Below are 24,864 nucleotides of genomic sequence, written 5' to 3'. Positions count from 1 at the left end.
TTCAGCCAAAAAAAGCGCAAACAGGCACACGCGTGCCAGACGCTGACAAGGATAGTCCAGGACGGGCTTGCAGGATACCCTTTCCTGATAATCTTACCGCGGAAAACGCCCTTTTTCGCCTCCCGCGTAAGCCAGGCCCGCTGTTAAGTTCATCACATTTAACGCGATAACGTAACCCGCAAAAATAGTAAATATCTTTTTGATTTAATTAAAATTAATGAAATCACCAGCCAAATAAATGGGCAAAGCGGACGATAATCGCACGCTTCCTGAAGGCGGCGCATTGTCTACAGGCAGGTTCAATGGTTTGATTAATGAGCGATTAACGGCGTTATGTTCGATTATCGCACAAACAACATCAATGACAGCGAGGGAGACTATAACAATACCTCTGTCCCCCGCTCAGCCTGCCAGGAATGCCGTATGAAGAAAACAACCATCGATATTCAGGCTTTTATCAACGAACATCCATTCACGAAGTACCAATGGATGATTCTCGCCTTATGTTTTATTACCGTCGCGATGGACGGATTTGATACCGCGATTATTGGTTTTATCGCCTCAGACCTGGTACAGGAATGGGGCGTTGAGAAATCCGCGCTGGGCCCGGTAATGAGCGCCGCTCTGGTCGGGCTCGCCGTCGGCGCGCTGACGGCCGGGCCGCTCGCCGACCGTATTGGCCGCAAGAAAGTGTTGATTATGTCGATCCTGGTATTCGGCGGCTTTAGTTTGTTAACCGCGTTTGCCAGCAGCCTTAACCAGCTGACATTATTACGCTTCCTCACCGGGTTGGGCTTAGGCGCGGCAATGCCGAATGCCGCGACGCTAATGAGCGAATATGCTCCGGAACGCCGCCGCGCGCTGATGGTAAACCTGATGTTCGTCGGCTTTCCGATGGGGTCGTCGCTGGGAGGGTTTCTGTCAGCCTGGATGATCCCGCATTATGGCTGGCAAAGCGTGCTGGTGCTTGGCGGCGTGATGCCGCTGCTGCTGGCGGTAGCGTTAATATTCCTGCTGCCGGAATCCGCCCGCTATATGGTCGTGAAACGACAGCCGGCACAGCGGATCGCCGCTATCCTGAAGCGTATCGCGCCGCTGCCGGATGCGGTTGAATTTGAGCTACGTGAAGCAGGCCAGGTGAAGGAAAAGTCAGCCATTGGCGTGATTTTCTCCCCGCGCTACGCCGTGGGCACCGTGATGCTGTGCCTGACCTATTTTATGGGATTGCTGATTTTCTATCTGCTGACCAGTTGGCTACCGCTGCTGATCCGTGAAACCGGAGCCTCGATGAGCCAGGCTTCTATCATCACCGCCCTGTTCCCACTCGGCGGCGGGATTGGCGTGCTGATCCTCGGCGCGCTAATGGACAAGATCAACCCTAACAAGGTGGTTGCCGTCGGCTGGCTGCTCACCGGCGTCTTTGTTTGCCTGGTCGGATTCTCAACCAGCAACCTGCTGTTGATGGGAGTAATGGTGTTTATCGCCGGCAGCATTATGAACGGCGCGCAATCATCAATGCCGGCGCTGGCTGCTGGTTTCTATCCAACCCAGGGCCGTGCCACCGGCGTTGCCTGGATGCTCGGTATCGGCCGCTTCGGCGGGATCCTCGGTGCCTTCAGCGGCGCTTTCCTGATGCAGGCGCAATTGTCGTTTGAGACCATCTTCACGATGCTGGCGATCCCGGCGTTTTTATCCGCCATCGCCCTGGTAGTGAAATACAAAATGAGCCAGCGCCAACCTGCCGTTAAGCCAAATGACGGTAAAAACCTACAGAAAGCCTAATCAATCCAGCCAGCGCCTGTGCTGGCTTTTTCTTCCGCTAACCATCATTTACATAAATTTTCCAAAGCCGCTGTCGATGTTAGTAATCATCACCTTAGCTTTCACACCCGCCTCTTTTGCGGGTGATTAACGAAACCACGCTAACAAATAATCACAGTGGTTATTATTTTCCTTGCTTTTACGACTATTCTTAAATGGCTCGATGTATTTTCCTCTCCGCAGTGAGACAGAATAGGAGCTCTCAATGGAATATAAAGATCCCGTATTTGATTTGTTGAGTAACCTGGAACAAATTGTTTTTAAAGATCAGCCGCAAACGGCCACGCTTGCCCGTACCCCAAGCGTTTTTAATGAATTTGAACAGCTGCGTAAGGGCACAGGACTTAAGACCGATGATTTCGCCAATGCCATGGGCGTCAGCGTTGCGATGGTTGAAGAGTGGGAGTCGCGACGGGTTAAACCGTCATCCACTGAGCTCAAACTGATGCGCCTGATGATGGCCAATCCGCAGCTCTCAAGGCAGCTAATAGATTGAAAAACTGGTTTACTATCTTCTTTTGGTAACGGTCCTGATGCAGGGCCGTTTTATATCCTGATGAAAAAAAGTTTGCTATCCGACTGAGAACATGCGTTAATGCTCGCAGGTTTGATTTACAGACCACAGAGCAGTCGAATAGAGCAGTCCTTCAAAGGTTATCCATTAGATATCCCCGTAGTGAACTTTCCCTTTATCGCTTTAAATCTGTAGTCCAGACCACTACGCCGCAAGGCTCACTAATTTTTTTAAAGGTAATTCACTATGTCCGGTAAAATGACTGGTATCGTAAAATGGTTCAACGCTGACAAAGGCTTCGGCTTCATCACTCCTGACGATGGCTCTAAAGACGTGTTCGTACACTTCTCCGCTATCCAGAACGATGGCTACAAATCCCTGGACGAAGGTCAGAAAGTTTCCTTCACCATCGAAAGCGGCGCTAAAGGCCCGGCAGCTGGCAACGTAACTTCTCTGTAAGTTCAAGCCGCTAAGAATAATAAATCCCTGCCTTATGGCGGGGATTTTTTTTATCTGTCATCAACAGGCGCCATCAGCAGATGGCGCCTGTTGTCATTCAGAGGGCGGCAAAATGCCAGCCCGTATCCCGCCACTCCAGGCTATGGGTCAATTTCAGGCCTTGTAAAAATGCCTCGTCATGCGATACCACCAGCATAGCGCCGGGAAACGCCGCCAGCGCGCTTTCAATCGCCTGCGTTGAAGCCAGATCGAGATGATTGGTTGGCTCATCCAGTAGCAGCAGTTGGGTTGAGTCCCGCCGCCAGAGCACGCAGGCAAGCGCCGCTTTCAGTCGTTCGCCGCCGCTTAGCGCCGCTAGCGGAAGACTCACCTTGTCAGCCCCCAACCGGAGCTGCACCAGACGGCTACGCAGCATTCCTTCATCCAGCGGAGTGTTTCCTAAGTTCAAGTGCTCCATTGCCGATAGTGATAAATCCAGCTGCGTCAGATGCTGATCGAGATACGCCGCGCTCACCGACAGCCGAACGTCGCCAGCAGTTGCCTGCTCCAGCCCCATCAGGGTTTTCAACAATGTTGTTTTGCCGCAGCCGTTTGGCCCCCTTAGCGCAATTCGCATCGGGCCATCCACCCGCCAGTCGAGCGGCGCGGGGGATGAGTGAGCTAACTGCAGTGATTCCAGCACCAGTACCTGCTTGCCGGCGGCCACTTCACTGCCCGGCAGCGTAAACATCACCGGATTATCTTCTTCTACCCGCTCCCGCGCCTGCTGCACGGCGGCATTCAGGCTACTGTTCTGCTCTCGATGCTGACGGCGCAGCGTTCCCGGACGCTCTTTTGCCGCCCCTTTGTACTTCACGCGTTCGAAAGAAGCGATATTCAGCGCATCGACGGTACGCAGCGTCTGCGCCGATCGCCGCTGGGCCGCATCATGCTCCTTTTGCATCCGCGCCCGGGTGCGCCGCCGTTCGATTGCGGCATGCTCCAGCGCCGAGCGGGCGGCCTGTTGCTCCGCTTCATGCTGCTGCTGATATTCGGCATAATTACCACCGTAGCTGCGCAGCGCCGCCGGCGTCAGCTCAATAATCTTCGACATTCGAGCCAGTAATTCACGGTCGTGGCTGGCGATTAATGCCCCGCCCCGCCAGATTTCCAGTTGCTGATACAGCCACTCCCGGCCCTGACGATCGAGATGATTAGTAGGTTCATCCAGCAGCAGATAGTCCGCGCCGGAAACTAACGCGCCGCACAGCAGCGCCTTCATTCGTTCGCCGCCGCTGAGCGAAAAAGCGGGACGATCGGCGGAGAATGCCGGGAGATCGGCATCGCGAAAGGCTGAACTCAGGCGATCGGGCAGATCCCAACGACCATCTAACAGTTCGAAGTCATCCGCCAGCCCTTTCCCCTGTTCAAGACGGGACAAGGCGTCAAATAGCGGTGCATAACCCAATAGCGAGGCAATGGTGGTTCCGGCCATGAGGGTCGGCTGCTGCGCCACCCAGGCAACGGAAACCGATCGTTCAATATGCCCGCCGGAGGGAGAATCGAGGCCCGCCAGCAGACGTAACAGGCGTGTTTTGCCAACGCCGTTGCGACCAACGAGGCCGCAACGCAACGGTTCCAGCGATAAATTCAGCGGGCCAAAAAGCGTCTGTCCCGTCGCGAACTGACAGGTGACCTGATGTAAAACAAAAGAGGGGGTGTGGGCGCAATGAGCCATAAGCACTCCTGAATGAAATCAATACTCCCCTACCCGCAGCCTCTGCGAGGTAAGGCGTGAAATTCATCAGTCGTGTTTGTTCATTTGTCGTGTGCGCTCCAGTGAGACGAGGGATTCGTCGGGGCATAGGATAGCCAGGCCTGAGCCTGGATTTCAAGATTATTTTTTCACCATGGCAATAAGGCAAAAAAAAGCCTGCCGGATGGCAGGCTTTTAACCTCTCACGAGATAGTTACTGCAGCAGTGAAATATCCGCAACCTGCAGGAACAGCTCGCGCAGTTTGGACAGCAGCGTCAGACGGTTGATGCGAACATCTTTGTCTTCAGCGTTAACCATCACATTTTCGAAGAACTCATCAACCGGCTCGCGCAGCGCAGCCAGCTCAATCAGCGCATCCTGATAACGGCCTTCGGCGAAGTACGGCTGCAGCTTATCGCGCAGCACCACCAGATTACCGGCCAACTTGATTTCCGCCGCTTCTTTCAGCACCGAGGCATGAACGATATCGTTCAGGGTCTCGTCGGATTTCGCCAGGATGTTGGATACGCGTTTGTTTGCCGCCGCCAGGGCGGAGGACTCTTCCAGCGTACGGAAGTGCGATACGGCCTTCATGCGCGCATCGAAATCCGCCGGGCGGGTCGGACGACGCGCCAGTACCGCCTGGATAGTGTCAACACCGTAGCCTTCGTCCTGATACCAGGCACGGAAGCGGCCCAGCATGAAGTCGATAACGTCATCAACGACGTTGGCGTTAGTCAGCTTCTCACCGTACAGACGCACTGCTTCTTCGGTCAGCGTTTGCAGATCGAGATTCAGGTTCTTCTCAACGATGATACGCAGCACGCCCAGCGCGGCGCGGCGCAGCGCAAACGGGTCTTTATCGCCTTTCGGATGCTGGCCGATACCGAAGATACCCGCCAGAGTGTCCATCTTGTCGGCAATAGCCACCGTGCAGGCAACCGGGTTAGACGGCAGCGCATCGCCGGCAAAACGCGGCTGATACTGCTCGTTCAGCGCCACTGCGACATCTTCCGCTTCGCCGTCATGACGCGCGTAGTGCATACCCATCACGCCCTGCGTGTCGGTAAACTCGAAGACCATGTTGGTCATCAGGTCACACTTGGAGAGCAGACCCGCGCGGGTCGCATGGTTAACGTCAGCGCCAATTTGTTCGGCAATCCAGCCCGCCAGCGCCTGAATGCGATCGGTCTTGTCGCGCAGGGTTCCCAGCTGCTGTTGGAACAGCACGGTTTCCAGACGCGGCAGGTTATCTTCCAGACGTTTTTTACGGTCGGTATTGAAGAAGAACTCGGCATCGGCCAGACGCGGACGAACGACCTTCTCATTACCAGAGATGATCTGCTGCGGATCTTTGGACTCGATATTCGCCACGAAGATGAAGTTCGGCAGCAGTTTGCCGTCATTAGCGTAGACCGGGAAGTACTTCTGGTCGCCCTTCATGGTGTAAACCAGCGCTTCGGATGGCACCGCGAGGAATTTCTCTTCAAACTTCGCCGTCAGCACTACCGGCCACTCGACCAGAGAGGTCACTTCTTCCAGCAGGCTTTCGCTCAGATCAGCGTTACCGCCAATCTTACGCGCCGCCGCTTCAGCATCCGCTTTGATTTTGGCTTTACGCTCGGCGTAGTCCGCCATCACTTTACCGCGCTCCAGCAGAATCTGCGGATACTGGTCGGCATTGTCGATGGTGAATTCCGGCTCGCCCATAAAACGGTGTCCGCGAATGATACGGTCGGAAGCGATACCCAGAATGGTCGCCGGGATAACCTGATCGCCCAACAGCAGGGTTACGGTGTGTACCGGACGCACGAAGTGAACGTCGGAAGCGCCCCAACGCATCAGTTTCGGGATTGGCAGCTTCGCCAGCGAGGTCGCAACCATGTTCGGCAGCAGCGTTTGCGCGCTTTCACCTTTAACGTGGGCGCGATACAACAGCCATTCGCCTTTATCGGTGGTCAGACGTTCAGCCTGATCGACGGTAATACCACAGCCACGCGCCCAGCCTTCGGCCGCTTTGCTTGGTTTACCTTCCGCGTCAAACGCCTGGGCAATGGCCGGGCCGCGTTTTTCGACTTCACGATCCGGCTGCGAGGCGGCCAGATTCGCCACTTTCAGCGCCAGGCGGCGCGGCGCGGCAAACCATTCGACGGCGCCGTGCGCAAGGCCAGCGTTGTCCAGTTCCGCAGTAAAGTTGGCAGCGAAGGATTCAGCCAGGCTGCGCAGTGCTTTTGGTGGCAGCTCTTCGGTGCCGATCTCCACTAGGAAAGTTTTCTCAGACATGGCCGCCTCTTATTTATCTTTGTTGCACATCGGGAAGCCAAGGGCCTCACGGGAAGCATAGTAAGCTTCTGCCACTGCTTTAGTCAGGGTGCGAATGCGCAGAATATAGCGCTGACGCTCGGTGACGGAGATGGCTTTACGCGCATCCAGCAGGTTAAAGCTATGGGCGGCTTTAAGAATACGTTCGTAGGCTGGCAGCGGCAGCGGGTTTTCCAGCGCCAGCAGTTGCTGCGCTTCTTTCTCATACTGCTCGAAGCAGGTGAACAAGAAGTCTACGTCCGCATATTCAAAGTTATAGGTGGATTGTTCCACTTCGTTCTGGTGGAACACGTCGCCGTAGGTGGTTTTGCCCAGCGGACCATCGCTCCAGACCAGATCGTAGACGCTGTCCACGCCCTGGATGTACATCGCCAGACGCTCCAGGCCGTAAGTGATTTCACCGGTCACCGGTTTACATTCCAGGCCGCCAACCTGCTGGAAGTAAGTGAACTGCGTCACTTCCATACCGTTCAGCCACACTTCCCAACCCAGCCCCCAGGCGCCCAGCGTCGGGTTTTCCCAGTTATCTTCAACGAAGCGGATATCGTGGATAGTCGGGTCCATACCCAGCTCTTTCAGAGATCCGAGGTACAGCTCCTGAATGTTGTCCGGAGACGGCTTAATCACCACCTGGAACTGGTAATAGTGCTGTAAGCGGTTCGGGTTTTCGCCATAGCGACCGTCGGTCGGGCGACGAGATGGCTGCACGTAAGCGGTCGCCATCGGCTCTGGCCCCAACGCGCGTAAGCAGGTCATCGGGTGGGAGGTGCCGGCGCCGACTTCCATGTCCAGTGGTTGAACAATGGTGCAGCCCTGACGAGCCCAGTAATCCTGTAAGGTCAGGATCAGGCCCTGGAAGGTCCTGGTATCAAACTTTTGCATATTATTTCGTGCTGGATACGTGTGGATTTAAAGGAAGGGATCAGTATACCCGCTGGCTGCGAGATATACAGTATGAAACGCCTTTGTTTAGCGAAATTTGAGCAAAGCGGCGCCATCATGCGGCGTTTAAGCCGCATTTAGCGCATAGAAAGATGCAAAAACTGGCCGTCCGGATCAAAAGAACAGATAAAACGCTCATTCCGCGAAGTCAGGCCGGAAAGCTCATAGCTTGCCTGGAACTGCTCGAAATGATTAACGTCGACGCGACGGGTGTCTGTGCTATAACGTAACGCCGCCTGATCCTTGCATAGTTTCTCCATGTTCAGCGTCGTTTGCGGCGTGATACGTGCCTTTTGCGCTTTTTGGACAGGTTGAGCAGGTGTCTGGCTGCAGCCAACCAGCAGCGCCACCAGGGCAGATACGAAATATTTCATCACCATTTTTCTCAACCGCCTTGTTAGCCAATTGTTATCGTGCAGACCATGTAAAACCAGACAAACATTTTGCGAATCTCGCGGATGCTCTACAAGAGTGTGGCGATAAACTCAGAATATTCCATTGTGATGACGACAAACTACGGGAGTCAGACTCTTTTTACGCAGGAGCCAATGAGGTACAGATGCAGGAAAAAATAAGCTGGATTACCAACTTGCGCGGCATAGCATGTCTGATGGTCGTGATGATTCACAGCACCACCTGGTACATTACCCATCCTCATAGCATCAGCTTGTTTGAATGGAATATCGCTAACCTGCTTAACTCGGCATCGCGCGTCAGCGTCCCGCTTTTTTTCATGATTTCAGGTTATCTGTTTTTTGGCGAGCGCAGCGCCCAGCCGCGCCATTATCTGCGCATCGGACTGTGCATTCTGTTCTACAGCGCGCTGGCGCTGCTCTATATCACCCTGTTTACCCATATCAACGTTGAGCTGTCATTAAAAAATTTACTGCAAAAGCCGGTGTTTTATCACCTGTGGTTTTTCTTTGCCATTGTGGTGATTTATCTGCTCTCACCGCTGATTCAGGTGAAGCAGGTCAGCGGCAAAATGCTGCTGGCGCTGATGCTGGTGATTGGCCTCATCGCCAACCCCAATACGGTAAGCATTAAAGCCGGCGGCATTGAATGGCTACCGGTAAACCTCTACATCAACGGCGATACCTTTTACTACGTACTGTACGGAATACTGGGCCGGGCGATCGGCGCCATGAATACCGACCGAAGAGGGTTAACCCTGCTGTGCGCGCTGCTGTTTACCGCCGCGGTGTGGGTCATTTCACGCGGCACGCTGCATGAACTGCAATGGCGCGGTGATTTCGGCGATACCTGGTATCTGTACTGCGGGCCGGCAGTGTTTGTCTGCGCGACCTCGTTGCTTACGCTGGGCAAAAACGTCCTCAATAGCCGTGAGCTTCCGGGTATTGCGTTAATTTCCAGACATTCATTAGGCATTTATGGTTTTCACGCGCTGTTTATACACGCGCTACGCGCAAGTGGCCTGGAACTTAACCGCTGGCCATTACTGGATATTGCATGGATTTTCGCCGCCGCGCTGTTGGGTAGCCTGGCGCTCTCTATACTGGTTCAACGAATTGACCGTCGCCGGTTAGTGAGCTAAAAAAAGCGCCCGCCGTTTAACGCGGGCGCCGTCGATTACTCCGCGGTCTCTTCTGTTACTGCGCTCCCCTCGCTTAGCGGCGAGCGATCCCAGGCATCGCGAATATTCTTCTGTACTGCTACCGCGCCGAACAGGCTCAAAAAGAATGCCAGGCCATAAAAGCCTTTCTCGCTTAGCATCAGCGTTGCGTTCCACAATCCCACCACCAGCAGACCCACCGCAATCACGAAAGCGATCAAGCAGGACATGTAATACATAGCGGTGGTTGGAATTTTGTCGTATTTATCACGAACCGTTTTCTGATAAGAAGCGGCGGAAAAAAGACCCAGCACCAATACGGCAAAATAGTAGCCCTTTTCATTGAGCTCCATTGGCGCATTCCACAGGCCAATCAAATACACGAGGATACCGCCCACCAGCGCAATCCATGAGATCAGGTGAAACGCGGGTGAATATGTCGTCGCTTTCATTTCCATTGCTGACTACCTCTCTTCGCTGTCGACTGACAGCTTATTCCACTGAGCTATTGCGAGCTTTATCCGCGAGTCTGGCGGGATAAGATATCGCTGAAGCGCCATACATACAGACAAACCATGCCACCACGTAGATGCTTTTTTCACGCCACGGCGCCGGGACAAACCAGGCGCCGACCAGCAGCAATCCCACCGATAGCAACAGCACCAGCCGGCACAGAGAGATAAAATCATCGTCTCGCTGCGCTTCCAGCTCCGTTCGCTGATGCGTAAGTACGGCAAACATTCCCATCACCAGTACACCAAGAAAGTAACCTTTGCCGCTGAATAGCGGGCACGTTCGCCAGATACCGATTAAGTAAACCAGCGAGCCCAGCAGCATGACTAATCTTGCCGTCGTACGTTTTAATCTCATTGCGCCTCCCTGGCCATGGTAGCGCTCATTATGACCGGGGAATTGCCGGTTGCGGCAGTTTCCGCAAATTGAAACCCACAATTCGGAATAAATAAATATGTGAATTAAATCAATGCAAAGCGAATCATTCAGAAAGGAAATTCGCCCCAATAAATGGGGCGAGAACAACTTATGACATCAGTGGCTTAAGCTGCTGATAGATCTGGCGGAACGTTTCACGACGCGGCGCATAACGGGCAAACCGTTGAGCATCAGGCAGGTGCGCCTGCTCCAGCGGCAGCTGCGGCAGGAGGTCAGAGAAAGCCGCACCTTGATGAACGCCCAACTGCGCCAATCTTGCCGCGCCTAACGCCGGGCCGACATCGCCGCCGGTGCGGAAATCCAGCTGCTGGCCGCTAATATCGGCGAGCATTTGTCGCCAGTATGCGCTACGCGCGCCGCCGCCGATAAGGGTGACGCTGTCTGGTTTCACGCCGCAGGAGTGCACAACATCCATGCCGTCGGCCAGCGCGTAGCCCACCCCCTCAAGCACCGCCCGCGCCAGTTCGGCGGGACCATGTTGATGGGTAAGGCCGAAGAACACGCCTTTAGCCTGCGGATTGTTGTGCGGCGTACGCTCGCCGGAAAGATAAGGCAAGAACCACACCGGGTCGGCATTGTCATCCGCCGACTGCGCCGCGGCGATCAGCGCCGGTACGCTGCCGAGGCCGGTCAGCTTTGCCGCCCAATCCAGACAAGACGCGGCGCTGAGCATCACCGACATCAGGTGCCAGCGGCCCGGCAGGGCGTGGCAGAAACTATGCACCGCGCTTTCCGGTTTACTCAGAAAACCATCGCTGACGGCGAAATAGACGCCTGAGGTCCCCAGCGATAACATCGCCTGACCGGCATCGGCCATGCCAACACCGACAGCGCCTGCCGCGTTATCACCGCCGCCCGCTACCACCAGCGCCCGCGGCATATTCCACGCCTGGGCTACCTCAGCACGCAGTTGGCCGGTCACTTCGCAGCCTTCAAAAAGGGCCGGCATATTGTCGCGGCCGAGCCCGCAGGCGGCGAGCATCTCATCGCTCCAGTCGCGTCGCGCGACGTTCATCCACATCGTGCCGGCGGCGTCGGACATATCGCTGGCGAATTCGCCGCTCATGCGTAGCCGCAGGTAATCTTTCGGCAACAGGACCTTATCGACCTGTTTAAAAATTTCGGCTTCGTGACGCTGTACCCACAGCAGCTTCGGCGCCGTAAAACCCGGCATCATCAGGTTGCCGGTGATTTGCCGCGAAGCGCCGACTTTTTCTTCCAGCAGCATGCACTCTTCGCCGCAGCGGCCATCATTCCACAAAATCGCCGGACGCAGGACCCGCTGCTGTTTGTCGAGCAGCGTGGCGCCATGCATCTGTCCGGCAATCCCTAAAGCTTTTACCTCGCGCAGGGAATGTTGCGCGCCCAGCGCTTGCATCGCGGTATTCGTCGCCTGCCACCACTGTTCGGGATCTTGTTCGGACCAGAGCGGATGTGGGCGCGAGACGGTCAGTTTTTCGGTATGCGTCGCCAGTACGTCGCCCTGTTCATTGAGCAGAATGGCTTTTACGCCCGAGGTCCCTAAATCAATCCCGATATACATGCAGCGTCTCCTTAACACGAACGCCACGACAAAGCGTGGCGCAGCAAAAATGGTTACAGCCAGCGCCCGGATTTACCGGGCGCTTTTGTCGGCATTACTTATCGAACAGGTAATGATTCACCAGGTTTTCCAGCAGTTCCTGGTGCCCGCTGTGGTGCTGCGGCGCCAGGTTGTGCTGAGTCGCATAGTGCGCGATGTCGGTCAGGGTCATCTGGCCTGTGAGGATCTGCTGGCCCAATTCACCGTTCCAGCCGGCGTAGCGTTTCGCCACGCGTTTATCCAGCTCGCCGTCTTCAATCATGCGCGCCGCAACTTTCAGCGACAGCGCCATAGTGTCCATCGCGCCGATATGGCCGTAGAACAGATCGTATTTGTCGGTGCTCTGGCGACGAACTTTAGCATCAAAGTTCAGGCCGCCGGTGGTGAAGCCGCCCGCCTTGAGGATCTCATACATCACCAGGGCGTTCTCTTCTACGCTGTTCGGGAACTGGTCGGTATCCCAGCCCAGCTGCGCATCGCCGCGGTTAGCATCAACCGAACCGAACAGGCCCAGCGCAATAGCCGTGGCGATCTCGTGGTGGAAAGAGTGGCCGGCAAGGGTGGCGTGGTTGGCTTCAATGTTCAGTTTAATCTCTTTTTCCAGACCAAACTGTTTCAGGAACCCGTAAACCGTGGAGGCATCATAATCATATTGGTGCTTGGTCGGCTCCTGCGGCTTCGGCTCGATCAGCAGGGTGCCCTGGAAACCAATTTTGTGTTTGTGTTCAACCACCAGTTGCATAAAGCGGCCAATCTGCTCGCGCTCCTGACGCAGATCGGTATTAAGCAGGGTTTCGTAGCCTTCGCGACCGCCCCACAGCACGTAGTTTTCACCGCCCAACTTGTGGGTCGCATTCATTGCGGTGACCACCTGAGTCGCCGCCCAACTAAAGACTTCCGGATCGGGGTTCGTCGCCGCGCCTGCGCCATAACGTGGGTTGGTAAAGCAGTTTGCCGTCCCCCACAGCAGTTTCACGCCGCTCTGCTGCTGTTTTTCCGCCAGCACGTCCACCATCTGAGCAAAGTTGTTGCTGTACTCTTTCAGCGAAGCGCCTTCCGGGGAAACGTCGACATCATGGAAGCAGTAATACGGCACATTCAACTTATGGAAAAACTCAAATGCCACTTCGGCTTTACGTTTCGCCATTTCCAGCGCTTCGCCCGGCTGCTGCCATGGACGATCGAAGGATCCCACGCCAAACATATCCGCGCCATTCCAGCAGAAAGTGTGCCAGTAGCAGGCGGCGAAACGCAGGTGGTCTTCCATGCGCTTACCCAGTACTAATTCATCCGGATTGTAGTGACGAAAAGCCAGCGGGTTAGTCGATTTCGGGCCTTCATAACGAACGCGATCGAGTTGATCGAAATAGGTTTGCATAGAGAACTCCATATTCAGGGGTGCGGCGAGTAACAAGTGATACGCCAATATAGAATTCCATTTTCATCTTCCTCAATTACGTTATTTCACACCGCCATTGAGAGAATCCACAAACGTGCGCCAGCTCGCAAAAACAATTCCTCTTTGCATCATTTCTGGAACCCTATGATGGAAGAAGAATGAAATAACCTGCATACTCTTGAATAAAATACGATCGCGGTCATAAATTACGAAACAAACTAAATTTCATAATGCGAAAATAAGAACAGGTAATTGCCAGCCCTCGCTTCCCCGTTAAGAATCTGCAACGTATCTGCAACCTGAAGTTTATTCCTGTTCGCCTTACCTACCCTTTGAAAAGGTATCGTTATTATGAAGATAAAGAACCTTTGCCTTACGCTCTGCGCCTCATCGCTCCTTCTCGCCAGCATGGCGGGTATGGCTAAAGAAGTTAAGATTGGGATGGCCATCGACGATCTTCGTCTGGAACGTTGGCAAAAAGATCGCGATATTTTCGTTAATAAAGCGGAATCCTTAGGCGCCAAAGTATTTGTGCAGTCCGCCAATGGCAACGAAGAAACGCAAATGTCGCAAATTGAAAATATGATCAACCGCGGCGTCGATGTTTTAGTGATTATTCCTTACAACGGCCAGGTGCTCAGCAACGTTATTAAAGAAGCGAAACAAGAAGGAATTAAAGTTCTCGCCTACGATCGCATGATTAATAATGCTGACATCGATTTTTATATTTCTTTCGATAATGAAAAAGTCGGTGAAATGCAGGCCAAAAGCCTGGTCGACAAAGTGCCGCAGGGAAATTATTTCCTGATGGGTGGCTCGCCGGTGGATAATAACGCCAAATTGTTCCGCGCCGGTCAGATGAAGGTGCTCAAACCTTATGTTGATGACGGCAAAATTAAGATCGTCGGCGATCAGTGGGTCGACGGCTGGCTGCCGGAAAACGCGTTAAAAATCATGGAAAACGCGCTGACGGCGAATAACAACAAAATTGACGCGGTAGTGGCTTCCAATGATGCGACCGCCGGCGGCGCTATCCAGGCGCTTAGCGCCCAGGGGCTGGCGGGTAAAGTCGCCATTTCCGGGCAGGATGCCGATCTGGCTGGCGTGAAACGTATTATTTCCGGCACCCAGACGATGACCGTTTATAAACCGATTACCACGCTTGCCACTAACGCTGCCGAAATCGCCGTTGAATTAGGTAATGACCAGCAACCCAAGGCCGACGCCACATTGAATAACGGCTTAAAAGATGTCCCTTCGCGCCTGTTAACGCCAATTGAAGTCAATAAAGAGAATATTGACGCCACGGTGATTAAAGACGGTTTCCACAAAAAGAGTGAACTGTAATGGCTGACGCCCCGCCTCGGGGCGTCGTTTTCGTCCTGCCGGATATCGCTTTTGCGGAGTCTCTATGTCCTGGTTACTCGAAATGAAGAACATCACCAAAGCCTTCGGCGCGGTTAAGGCCGTGGATAACGTCAGCCTGCGGCTGAATGCCGGGGAAGTGGTGTCGTTATGCGGTGAAAATGGTTCGGGAAAATCGACGCTAATGAAAGTGCTGTGCGGCATCTACCCACACGGCAGTTACGATGGTGAAATCATTTTCGCCGGCGAGTCGCTGCAGGCGAATCATATTCGCGATACCGAGCGCAAAGGTATCGCCATTATTCACCAGGAGCTGGCGTTGGTGAAACATCTCACGGTGTTGGAAAATATCTTTCTCGGCGCCGAGATCTCACGCCATGGCCTGCTGGATTACGAAACCATGACCCTGCGCTGCCAGAAACTATTAGCGCAGGTGAATTTATCGATCTCGCCCGATACCCGCGTTGGCGATTTAGGCCTGGGCCAGCAACAGCTGGTCGAGATCGCCAAGGCGCTGAATAAACAGGTACGGCTGCTGATCCTCGATGAACCCACGGCATCGTTAACCGAACAAGAAACCGCGACGCTGCTGGCGATTATTCGCGATCTGCAAAACCACGGCATCGCCTGTATTTATATTTCGCACAAGCTCAATGAAGTTAAAGCCATCTCCGACACTATCTGCGTGATACGTGACGGCCAGCATATTGGCACCCGCGACGCCAGCGGAATGAACGAAGATGACATCATCACCATGATGGTCGGGCGCGAACTCACGGCCTTGTATCCAAACGAACCACATAATCATGGCGATGAGATATTGCGGGTCGAGCATCTCACCGCCTGGCACCCGGTTAACCGCCATATCAAGCGCGTCAACGACGTGTCGTTTTCCCTCCGCCGCGGCGAAATCCTCGGCATCGCCGGGTTAGTCGGCGCCGGGCGCACCGAGGCGGTACAGTGTCTGTTTGGCGTCTGGCCGGGACGCTGGCAGGGAAGCATCTTTATCGACGGACAGCCGGTAACGATTAAAAACTGCCAACAGGCGATTGCCCATGGTATCGCCATGGTGCCGGAAGACCGCAAAAAAGACGGCATCGTGCCGGTGATGGCAGTCGGCAAGAACATCACTCTCGCGGCGTTAAATCAGTTCACCGGCCCGGCGAGCAGCCTCGACGACGCCGCGGAGCAGCACTGCATTCAGCAATCGATTCAGCGGCTGAAAATCAAAACGTCATCGCCGGATCTGGCGATTGGCCGCCTGAGCGGCGGCAATCAACAAAAGGCGATTCTGGCCCGCTGCCTGCTGCTCAACCCGCGCATTTTGATCCTCGATGAACCAACCCGCGGCATCGATATCGGCGCGAAATACGAAATCTACAAACTTATCAATCAACTGGTGCAGCAAGGCATCGCCGTCATCGTGATCTCATCCGAATTGCCTGAAGTGCTCGGGCTAAGCGATAGGGTACTGGTGATGCACGAAGGCAAGCTTAAGGCCAATTTGCATAATCAAGGTCTGACCCAGGAACAGGTGATGGAAGCCGCGCTGAGGAGCGAACGCCATGTCGAAAAACACGTCGTCTGAAATCAAACTCACCCCATCCGCCCCTGCCGCTTTTCCGGCGCTGAAAGGGCTCAATCTCCAGGTTTTCGTGATGATCGCCGCGATTATCGCCATTATGCTGTTTTTTACCTGGGTTACCGACGGCGCCTATTTGAGCGCGCGTAATATTTCCAACCTCCTGCGGCAAACCGCCATCACCGGCATCCTCGCCGTCGGCATGGTGTTCGTGATCATTTCGGCGGAAATCGACCTCTCCGTCGGCTCAATGATGGGTTTGCTCGGCGGGGCGGCGGCGATTTTCGACGTTTGGCTCGGCTGGCCGCTGCCGCTCACCATTCTCGTTACGTTGGTCATGGGGCTACTGCTCGGCGCGTGGAACGGATGGTGGGTCGCCTATCGTAAAGTGCCCTCTTTCATTGTGACCCTTGCCGGCATGCTGGCGTTTCGCGGAATTTTAATCGGCATTACCAACGGTACCACCGTCTCGCCCACCACGCCGGCGATGTCGCAAATCGGTCAAAGTTATTTACCGGACGGCATCGGCTTTGGAATCGGCGTTATTGGCATGGCGGCTTTTATCATCTGGCAATGGCGCGGTCGGATGCGCCGACAGGCGTTAGGGCTGGCGACCACCCGTTCTACCGGCGCGGTTGGCCGTCAGACCATCACCGCGGTTATCGTGCTGGGCGCTATCTGGCTGCTCAATGATTATCGCGGCGTGCCGACGCCGGTACTCATACTCGCCGCCCTGCTGCTGGCGGGCATGTTTATGGCGACCCGTACCGCTTTTGGCCGCCGCATCTATGCCATTGGCGGTAATCTGGAAGCGGCCCGCCTCTCCGGGATTAACGTCGAGCGCACCAAGCTTGCGGTCTTCGCCATTAACGGCCTGATGGTCGCCATCGCCGGGTTGATTCTCAGCTCGCGACTGGGAGCGGGATCGCCTTCTGCCGGTAATATCGCCGAACTCGACGCCATTGCCGCCTGCGTGATCGGCGGCACCAGTCTGGCCGGCGGCATCGGCAGCGTGGCAGGGGCGGTAATGGGGGCGTTTATTATGTCGGCGCTGGATAATGGCATGAGCATGATGGACGTCGCCACCTTCTGGCAATACATCGTTAAGGGCGCCATTTTACTATTGGCGGTCTGGATGGATTCGGCTACCAAACGGAGAACATAACGGTATCACGATGAAAAATGCCCGAATAACTTGCGCCACCGCCAAACTTCGCCATAAGGCGCTTGAAATAATTCGGGCATTAGCCGGTATTGTATGACCGGGGTAAGAGCAGGAATATCATCTATGTTTGAAAAGCGTCACCGCATTACGCTGTTATTCAACGCCAACAAAGCCTATGACCGTCAGGTGGTTGAAGGCGTTGGCGAATATCTGCAGGCATCGCAGCTGGAATGGGATATTTTTATCGAAGAGGATTTTCGCGCGCGTATTGAAAACATCAAAGAGTGGCTGGGTGATGGCGTTATCGCCGATTACGACGACCCGGAGATAGAAAAACTGCTGGCAGATGTCAAAGTACCGATTGTCGGCGTCGGCGGCTCCTATCATCAACCAGAGTGCTACCCGCCAGTCCACTATATCGCCACCGATAATGCCGCGCTGGTCGAAAGCGCGTTCCTGCATCTGAAAGAAAAAGGGGTGAACCGTTTCGCTTTTTACGGGCTGCCGACCTCCAGCGGCAAGCGCTGGGCGAGGGAGCGCGAACATGCCTTCTGCCAGCTAGTCGCCAAAGAGAAATACCGTGGCGTCGTCTATCAGGGGCTGGAGACCGCGCCGGAAAACTGGCAGCATGCGCAAAATCGGCTCGCCGATTGGCTGCAAACGCTGCCGCCGCAAACCGGCATTATCGCCGTGACCGATGCCCGCGCCCGTCACGTCCTGCAGGCCTGCGAGCTGCTGCATATTCCGGTGCCGGAAAAACTGTGCGTCATCGGTATCGATAACGAAGAATTGACCCGCTATCTCTCCCGCGTCGCGCTCTCTTCCGTGGCGCAGGGTACCCGGCAGATGGGCTACCAGGCGGCGAAACTCCTGCATCGATTACTGGAAAACGAAGCGCTACCGCTGCAGCGGCTGCTGGTGCCGCCGATGCGCGTCATTGAGCGGCGCTCCACCGATTATCGCTCGCTCACCGACCCTGCGGTGATTCAGGCGATGCATTACATCCGCAATCACGCCTGCAAAGGCATTAAGGTTGAGCAGGTGCTCGACGCCGTCGGTATTTCCCGATCGAATCTGGAGAAACGCTTTAAAGAAGAGGTCGGGGAAACCATCCACACGGTGATCCACAGCGAAAAGCTGGAAAAAGCGCGCAGCCTGCTGGTCTCCACCACGCTATCGATAAACGAAATTTCGCAGATGTGCGGTTATCCGTCGCTGCAGTATTTCTATTCGGTGTTTAAGAAAGAGTACGATGTGACGCCGAAAGAATACCGCGATCGGCACAGCGAAGTGATGATGTAGCGGGAAAGAAAAATGCCCGGGCTTACGCACCGGGCATTGATGATTACATATGAGCGGCAATTAAGCGCTGATTGTCCTGATACATGGCGAAGAGATAGTTGTTATAGCTCGACCCTTTCGTCGAGTACCCCTTCAGCTTGTGGATCATGGTGCTGGCAGTTACTTCCTGGTCCGTCTTACGCAGCTGTGCGCGAGACTTACGGAAGGATGAATAAGCCGGGTGCGTATTCAGGTTTTTAACATAGGCCTGAACCGACTGCTCGACAGATTCAAACTGGGAGTAGCCTTTCATTGCACCGCGGCAGTTGCCGCCGCCACACTTCATACCAAACAGGTTGTTGTTCTCACGCGCCAGCTTCGAGGTGCCCCAACCGCTTTCCGCCGCCGCCATGGTTGCCACCATGCTGTTCGGAATAATGTCGACGCGCTCAAGCAGCGAGTTCCACGGTATATGGCGAGTATTGCCAGACCACTTCACTTTGTAACGTGAAGCGATGTCTTTCAGACGCGCCTGCTCGCTCGGCGACCAACGGCCGTCGTATTGCTTAGAGACAAGCCAGTTACGATCTGCCGTGATCGCTTGATTTTGCTTTGTAATGTAAGGCATAACCGTCCGGAGAAACGCTTTTTTCCTTGGTGTCCCGGAAGGGTATTTTCGCAAATCAGGAAGTGAACTGCTCTTTACACTATTGCGAGAATACTCTTGTTTACTGCTAACCTTGATACTACTGGGCTTCTTTACTTTCTTAACTACTGAGGCTTTATGACTCTTTGTTGCTGTGTGCGTTGTCGCCAACACACTACCTGAAAAGATACAGGTAAGTAACATAAGTATCGCAGCCCCATATCGTCGCATGGGAATCGATATCATTAGGTCTCCTGGTCGGATTTACTCATTCCAACACCTTGTTTTTCGCAAAAAATCGATAGTTGAATCGCGAATAGTATCAAAAATACCCAGAGAGAGCATCAAGAGAAATAGTCCAATTCCGAATCGCTGTCATCTGAAATCGGTTTCTGCACCGTCGCGAAGGTGCAGAAATGCTATCTCCGTCTCATTTATAGCTCATTTTTTGAACTAAATCACTCACCCCTTTTCATCCTCCCCGCAAAATTACCGGCAGGATGAGTTCAACCTTATGGCGCGCAGGCACACTGTGATAAAAACCGCTAACAGGACTCCGGCATGAAACTCGCTGCGCTCGCCTCGCTACTGCTGCCCGGGATGGCCTTTGCCGCCTGGACAACCGCTGACTTTCCCACCTTCACTGAACAGGATACTGGCCGCTTCACGACGCAAAATGAGGTGACGAAGGGTACCCGCCCTTTGCGGATAAGTTTTGACCAACAGTGCTGGCAGCCTGCGGGGGCGATAAAACTCAATCAGATGCTGTCGCTGGAACCTTGTCGGGATACGCCACCGCAGTGGCGCGTGTTCCGCGACGGGCGCTATACGCTGGAAGTCGATACCCGCTCCGGCACGCCAACGCTGATGCTGTCGCTGGCGGCACAGGACACGGCCAGCACGCAGCCGCTGATGCGCCAGTGTCCGAAATGGGATGGTAAACCGCTAACGCTCGATGTCGGCCAGACGTTTGCCGAGGGAAGCCAGGTGCGTGATTTTTACAGCGGTAATCTCGCCACGGTGAAAGCAGGTAAAATCACGCTGCAGCCCGCCGCAGGCAGTAATGGGCTCGTGCTGCTTGAAAAAGCGGATAGCGCCGCCAGCGCGCCGTTTAACTGGCATAACGCCACTATCTATTTTGTCCTGACCGATCGCTTCGTTAACGGCAATCCGGCCAACGACAACAGCTACGGGCGCCATAAAGACGGTATGCAGGAGATAGGCACCTTCCACGGCGGCGATTTACAGGGGCTGACCAGCAAGCTGGATTATCTTCAACAGCTTGGCGTCAACGCGCTATGGATAAGTTCACCGCTGGAGCAAATTCACGGCTGGGTCGGCGGCGGCACCAAAGGCGACTTTCCCCACTACGCCTATCACGGTTACTACACCCAGGACTGGACCCGTCTTGACGCCAACATGGGCGACGAAGCCGACCTTCGGCAACTGGTTGATGAGGCCCATCGGCGCGGCATGCGCGTCCTGTTTGATGTCGTCATGAACCATACTGGTTACGCCACGCTTGCCGATATGCAGGAATTTCACTTCGGCTCGCTGTACCTGAAAGGCGATGAACTGAAAAAAACGCTTGGCGAGCGCTGGACCGACTGGAAACCAGCGCCAGGGCAAAGCTGGCACAGCTTCAATGATTACATCAACTTCAGCGATAAAGCAGGCTGGGAACAATGGTGGGGAAAAAAATGGATCCGCACCGATATCGGCGACTACGACAATCCCGGTTTCGACGATTTCACCATGTCGCTGGCGTTCCTACCGGACCTGAAAACCGAATCGACGCTCCCTTCTGGCTTGCCAAATTTCTACCGTCACAAGCCGGATTCCGCCGCCAAAGAGATAGCCGGCTTCACGCCGCGCGACTATCTGACCCACTGGCTCAGCCAATGGGTACGCGATTACGGTATTGACGGCTTTCGCGTCGATACCGCAAAACACGTCGAACCGGACGCCTGGCAACAGCTCAAAACGCAGGCCACGGCCGCGCTGGCGGAATGGAAAAAAGCGAATCCTCAGAAAGCGCTGGATGACGCGCCATTCTGGATGACCGGCGAGGCCTGGGGCCACGGCGTGATGCAAAGCGACTACTATCGCCACGGCTTCGACGCGATGATCAATTTCGATTATCAGGATCGGGCGGCGAAAGCGGTGGACTGTCTGGCAAACATGGACGCCACCTGGCAGCAGATGGCGGACAAGCTGCAGGATTTCAACGTGCTGAGCTATCTCTCCTCGCACGATACCCGCCTGTTCCGCGAAGGCGGCAGCCGGGCGGCGGAACTGTTATTACTCTCCCCAGGCGCCGTACAACTCTTCTATGGCGATGAGTCTTCGCGCCCATTCGGCCCCACGGGTTCCGACCCGCTGCAGGGTACCCGCTCCGATATGAACTGGCAGGATGTTGCCGGTAGCGCATCCGATAACGTCGCGCACTGGCAAAAAATCGCCCAATTCCGCGCCCGCCATCCGGCCATTGGTATGGGAAAACAACAGACGCTGACGCTAGAGCAGGGCTATGGTTTCGTACGTGAAAGCAGCGCTGATAAAGTGATGGTTGTCTGGGCCGGACAGCAATAGCAGTCGCTTACCGGGCTCCTTGCCGCTGGCTGGAGCCTTTTCAGCACAAATGACTAAAACTTACACTGTTAGCAGAACAAAAGATAAATCGCTCCCTCCTGTGCCGATTTGCACCGCGTTGACGCTGGCGTTATGGTAATTCCCTTTCCAGAAGACCAACAGAATATCCGCGATGACATTTTCACTTTTCGGCGACAAATTCACCCGTCATTCAGGCATCACCCGCCTGATGGAAGACCTCAATGACGGCCTGCGCACACCGGGCGCGATCATGCTGGGCGGCGGCAACCCCGCGCAAATCCCGGAGATGAATGAATACTTCAATAGCCTGCTGGCCGATATGCTGGATAACGGCAAAGCCCTTGATGCGCTTTGCAATTATGATGGTCCGCAAGGGAAAAGCGAGCTTCTGACCTTGCTTGCGCAAATGCTGCGCGAAGAATTAGGTTGGGAGATCGAACCACAGAATATTGCTCTGACGAATGGCAGCCAGAGCGCGTTTTTCTACTTATTTAACCTGTTTGCCGGCCGCCGTGCCGACGGCACCACCCGCAAGGTGCTGTTCCCGCTGACGCCGGAATATATCGGCTACGCCGATTCCGGGCTGGAAGAGGATCTGTTTGTCGCCACCCGCCCCAACATTGAGCTGCTGCCGGAAGGCCAGTTCAAATATCACGTGGACTTCGAACACCTGCAGATCACCGAAGAGACGGGAATGATCTGCGTCTCCCGGCCAACTAACCCGACCGGCAACGTCATTACCGACGAAGAGCTTATTAAGCTTGATGCCCTCGCCAATCAGCACGGCGTGCCGCTGGTTATTGATAACGCCTATGGCGTGCCTTTCCCGGGCATTATTTTTAGCGAAGCGCGCCCGCTGTGGAACCCGAACATCGTGCTATGTATGAGCTTATCCAAGCTCGGGCTGCCGGGCACCCGCTGCGGAATCATCATCGCCAACGAGAAAATCATCACCGCGATCAGTAATATGAACGGCATTATCAGCCTCGCTCCTGGCGGGATTGGGCCAGCGATGATGTGCGAAATGATCAAGCGTAAGGACCTGCTACGGCTGTCGGAGACGGTGATTAAACCGTTCTATTATCAGCGTGTTCAGGAAACCATCGCTACCATTCGCCGCTATTTGCCGGAAGAACGCTGCCTGATTCATAAACCAGAAGGGGCGATTTTCCTGTGGCTGTGGTTTAAGGATCTGCCGATCTCCACCGAGCTGCTGTATCAGCGCCTGAAACAACGCGGCGTGCTGATGGTGCCGGGCGATTACTTCTTCCCGGGGCTGGACAAGCCGTGGCCGCATACGCATCAGTGCATGCGCATGAACTACGTGCCGGACCCGGAGAAAATCGAGGCGGGAGTGAAAATTCTTGCCGAAGAGATTGAGCGCGCCTGGCAGGAGCAAGACGCCTGATGGTGTTTCCCGGCCATGACTGACCGGGGACATCCGATTACATTGCCTGCGCCGCCCAACGGCGGCGCTCGGCGCTTAATCTTTCCAGCTCGGCGGACTCAATACAGCGCAGCGCCTGAGTCGGACAGGCCGCTACGCACGCCGGCCCCGTTTGCCGGTGCGCGCACAGATCGCACTTCAGCGCCTGCACGCCTTCGTCGGTCAACATCACCGTCATCGCCCCATAAGGGCACGCCACCATACAGCTTTTACAACCAATGCACAGCCGTTGATCGACACGCCAGACGTCGCCTTCATGGCGTATTGCCCCTTCCGGGCAGACGTTCGCGCAGGGTGCATCCTCGCACTGACGGCACAGCGTCGCCGTTGATAGCTCATCGCTCTTCACTACCCGGATCCGCGGCGCAAAGCGTCTTGCAGAAACGGTAGAACAATCCTGCCCCTGCTGATGCGACACCACGCAGGCCACCTCGCAGGTTCGACAGCCGATACACTTTTGCGCATCGGCGATAATAAACCGGTTCATCCTCAACTCCATTCGGGATAAAAACGCAGCGTGCCAGAAAAACCCCGCTGTGCGCTTTGATCCTGAATGGAATCAGCTGCGTTTTAGGCAAATACCCAGCAAGATCTCGCCAGTTGCCTTAGCCTTCGCGAATCACAAACCCCAGCTCGCGGGAAATCGCCTCTGCCGTTTCACGCAATGGTTTGAGCAGATTTTTCTCACCAACCTGTTTCAGGCGCGAAGTCGACAGCGAAATCGAAATGGCATAAGGCACGCGGCCGTGAATATCGAATACCGGTACCGCCAGGCACGAGACGCCGAGTTCGTTCTCTTCGCGATCCATCGCCATATTACGTTCGCGAATCTGCGCCAGCTCGTCGTTCATCGCCGGCAGGCCGGTAATGGTGTTACGGGTCAACGGCTGAATAATATCCTGATGGCTGTCCCAGTAGCTGGCAACGTAGTCAGGATGGCCGAACGCCATGTAGATCTTACCCATCGCCGAACAGTACAGCGGCATATGCTGGCCAATATAGGCGCGGGTACGCAGCATACCGGTAGTCGGCTCCAGCTTATAAATCAGAATCGCGTGGTCGTCCTCACGGCTGGAGAAGTTCACCGTCTCGCCGGTGGCGATGTTTAAAGCTTCAAGATGCGGCGCAGCGACATGAATAATATTCAGCGACGACAGCGCCTTTTGCCCAACGGCAATAAATTTGGTGGTCAGGCGGTAACTTCCGGCGGCAGGCGCCGGAGTAACGTAGCCGCAGGACTGCAGGCCCTGCAACAACCGATGCACGGTACTTTTATTCAGGCCCGCCAGTTCAGACAGATGCGCCAACGGACAACCGTTTGGATAGTTACTGAGGATCTCAATCAGCATTAACCCGCGAAATAGACTCTGGCTTCCGGCTGGCCTCTCTTTCTCTTGCGTCATTTCACTCTCTTTTGTGCCCATCGCTTCGGCTTCCTTTTTAATCGCGCTCTGATGGTAGCGCAA

At 54.9% G+C, this 24,864-nt stretch carries 21 protein-coding genes; 10 read left to right on the top strand and 11 right to left on the bottom strand.

What is annotated here, in order from left to right; translation table 11 throughout:
* Positions 1-423: 423 nt before the first annotated feature.
* From ACSEMK_RS11235 to cspE, 3 genes are all read left to right on the top strand, one after another.
* Positions 424-1,782, top strand: coding sequence for an MFS transporter (locus tag ACSEMK_RS11235; RefSeq protein WP_087858975.1), 1,359 nt, complete (start codon positions 424-426; stop codon positions 1,780-1,782).
* 244 nt (positions 1,783-2,026) lie between these two features.
* Complete coding sequence (locus ACSEMK_RS11230) at positions 2,027-2,317, top strand: HTH-type transcriptional regulator (protein WP_087858974.1); 291 nt, start codon at positions 2,027-2,029, stop codon at positions 2,315-2,317.
* 264 nt (positions 2,318-2,581) lie between these two features.
* Positions 2,582-2,794, top strand: a complete 213-nt coding sequence (gene cspE / locus ACSEMK_RS11225) for a transcription antiterminator/RNA stability regulator CspE (protein ID WP_000014594.1) — start codon at positions 2,582-2,584, stop codon at positions 2,792-2,794.
* Positions 2,795-2,891: 97 nt separating this feature from the next.
* Here the strand turns inward: cspE and ACSEMK_RS11220 are convergent, their stop codons facing one another.
* The 4 genes from ACSEMK_RS11220 to ACSEMK_RS11205 form a co-directional block, all read right to left on the bottom strand.
* The gene (locus ACSEMK_RS11220; protein ID WP_430914913.1) at positions 2,892-4,511 is read right to left on the bottom strand and encodes an ABC-F family ATP-binding cassette domain-containing protein; all 1,620 of its coding nucleotides are present in this window, start codon (positions 4,509-4,511) and stop codon (positions 2,892-2,894) included.
* A 232-nt stretch (positions 4,512-4,743) separates the two neighbouring features.
* The gene (glyS, locus tag ACSEMK_RS11215) at positions 4,744-6,813 is read right to left on the bottom strand and encodes a glycine--tRNA ligase subunit beta (protein ID WP_411325325.1); all 2,070 of its coding nucleotides are present in this window, start codon (positions 6,811-6,813) and stop codon (positions 4,744-4,746) included.
* A 9-nt stretch (positions 6,814-6,822) separates the two neighbouring features.
* Positions 6,823-7,734, bottom strand: a complete 912-nt coding sequence (gene glyQ, locus ACSEMK_RS11210; RefSeq protein ID WP_001168551.1) for a glycine--tRNA ligase subunit alpha — start codon at positions 7,732-7,734, stop codon at positions 6,823-6,825.
* A 137-nt stretch (positions 7,735-7,871) separates the two neighbouring features.
* Positions 7,872-8,168, bottom strand: a complete 297-nt coding sequence (locus ACSEMK_RS11205) for a YsaB family lipoprotein (RefSeq protein WP_430914946.1) — start codon at positions 8,166-8,168, stop codon at positions 7,872-7,874.
* A gap of 185 nt (positions 8,169-8,353) precedes the next feature.
* Between ACSEMK_RS11205 and ACSEMK_RS11200 the strand changes: the two genes are divergently transcribed.
* Positions 8,354-9,349: an acyltransferase gene (locus ACSEMK_RS11200; protein ID WP_316425030.1), complete on the top strand. Its 996-nt coding sequence runs from the start codon at positions 8,354-8,356 to the stop codon at positions 9,347-9,349.
* A gap of 35 nt (positions 9,350-9,384) precedes the next feature.
* On the opposite strand, the gene yiaA is transcribed toward ACSEMK_RS11200, so the two are convergent.
* From yiaA to xylA, 4 genes are all read right to left on the bottom strand, one after another.
* Positions 9,385-9,825, bottom strand: a complete 441-nt coding sequence (gene yiaA, locus ACSEMK_RS11195) for an inner membrane protein YiaA (RefSeq protein WP_087858970.1) — start codon at positions 9,823-9,825, stop codon at positions 9,385-9,387.
* Positions 9,826-9,859: 34 nt separating this feature from the next.
* Positions 9,860-10,237, bottom strand: a complete 378-nt coding sequence (gene yiaB, locus ACSEMK_RS11190) for an inner membrane protein YiaB (protein WP_113374015.1) — start codon at positions 10,235-10,237, stop codon at positions 9,860-9,862.
* A gap of 169 nt (positions 10,238-10,406) precedes the next feature.
* Complete coding sequence (gene xylB / locus ACSEMK_RS11185) at positions 10,407-11,861, bottom strand: xylulokinase (protein WP_430914914.1); 1,455 nt, start codon at positions 11,859-11,861, stop codon at positions 10,407-10,409.
* A gap of 94 nt (positions 11,862-11,955) precedes the next feature.
* The gene (gene xylA / locus ACSEMK_RS11180; protein WP_015703780.1) at positions 11,956-13,278 is read right to left on the bottom strand and encodes a xylose isomerase; all 1,323 of its coding nucleotides are present in this window, start codon (positions 13,276-13,278) and stop codon (positions 11,956-11,958) included.
* 372 nt (positions 13,279-13,650) lie between these two features.
* Between xylA and xylF the strand changes: the two genes are divergently transcribed.
* The 4 genes from xylF (at position 13,651) to xylR (ending at position 18,713) form a co-directional block, all read left to right on the top strand.
* Positions 13,651-14,646 carry a D-xylose ABC transporter substrate-binding protein gene (xylF, locus tag ACSEMK_RS11175; RefSeq protein ID WP_087858966.1) on the top strand — a complete coding sequence of 332 codons (996 nt, stop codon included), beginning with the start codon at positions 13,651-13,653 and terminating at the stop codon, positions 14,644-14,646.
* Between the two features lie 64 nt (positions 14,647-14,710).
* A complete protein-coding gene (locus ACSEMK_RS11170; RefSeq protein WP_308957659.1) occupies positions 14,711-16,252 on the top strand; it encodes a xylose ABC transporter ATP-binding protein in 1,542 nt (513 codons plus the stop codon).
* Entirely contained in the window at positions 16,230-17,411 is a 1,182-nt protein-coding gene (gene xylH / locus ACSEMK_RS11165) for a xylose ABC transporter permease XylH (RefSeq protein WP_430914915.1), read from the top strand. The genes ACSEMK_RS11170 and xylH overlap by 23 nt, the downstream gene beginning before the upstream one ends.
* Before the next feature lie 123 nt (positions 17,412-17,534).
* Positions 17,535-18,713: a D-xylose utilization transcriptional activator XylR gene (gene xylR / locus ACSEMK_RS11160; protein WP_087858964.1), complete on the top strand. Its 1,179-nt coding sequence runs from the start codon at positions 17,535-17,537 to the stop codon at positions 18,711-18,713.
* A 43-nt stretch (positions 18,714-18,756) separates the two neighbouring features.
* Here the strand turns inward: xylR and ACSEMK_RS11155 are convergent, their stop codons facing one another.
* Complete coding sequence (locus tag ACSEMK_RS11155; protein ID WP_087858963.1) at positions 18,757-19,584, bottom strand: protein bax; 828 nt, start codon at positions 19,582-19,584, stop codon at positions 18,757-18,759.
* 315 nt (positions 19,585-19,899) lie between these two features.
* Here ACSEMK_RS11155 and ACSEMK_RS11150 point away from each other — a divergent pair, with 315 nt between their 5' ends.
* Together ACSEMK_RS11150 and avtA are read left to right on the top strand one after the other, a co-directional pair.
* Positions 19,900-21,930: an alpha-amylase gene (locus tag ACSEMK_RS11150; protein ID WP_430914916.1), complete on the top strand. Its 2,031-nt coding sequence runs from the start codon at positions 19,900-19,902 to the stop codon at positions 21,928-21,930.
* Between the two features lie 172 nt (positions 21,931-22,102).
* Positions 22,103-23,359 (top strand): valine--pyruvate transaminase, encoded by a 1,257-nt coding sequence (gene avtA, locus ACSEMK_RS11145; protein WP_015369199.1) that lies wholly within the window; start codon positions 22,103-22,105, stop codon positions 23,357-23,359.
* Positions 23,360-23,396: 37 nt separating this feature from the next.
* Here avtA and ACSEMK_RS11140 read toward each other — a convergent pair whose 3' ends face one another.
* Positions 23,397-23,885 carry a 4Fe-4S binding protein gene (locus ACSEMK_RS11140; protein ID WP_430914917.1) on the bottom strand — a complete coding sequence of 163 codons (489 nt, stop codon included), beginning with the start codon at positions 23,883-23,885 and terminating at the stop codon, positions 23,397-23,399.
* Between the two features lie 118 nt (positions 23,886-24,003).
* Positions 24,004-24,822: an IclR family transcriptional regulator YiaJ gene (gene yiaJ, locus ACSEMK_RS11135; protein WP_045390824.1), complete on the bottom strand. Its 819-nt coding sequence runs from the start codon at positions 24,820-24,822 to the stop codon at positions 24,004-24,006.
* Positions 24,823-24,864 lie beyond the last annotated feature (42 nt).

Source organism: Klebsiella sp. K-3 (assembly GCF_051207495.1).
Taxonomy (GTDB): domain Bacteria; phylum Pseudomonadota; class Gammaproteobacteria; order Enterobacterales; family Enterobacteriaceae; genus Klebsiella; species Klebsiella aerogenes.
This window is presented reverse-complemented; position numbering and strand designations above follow the sequence as displayed.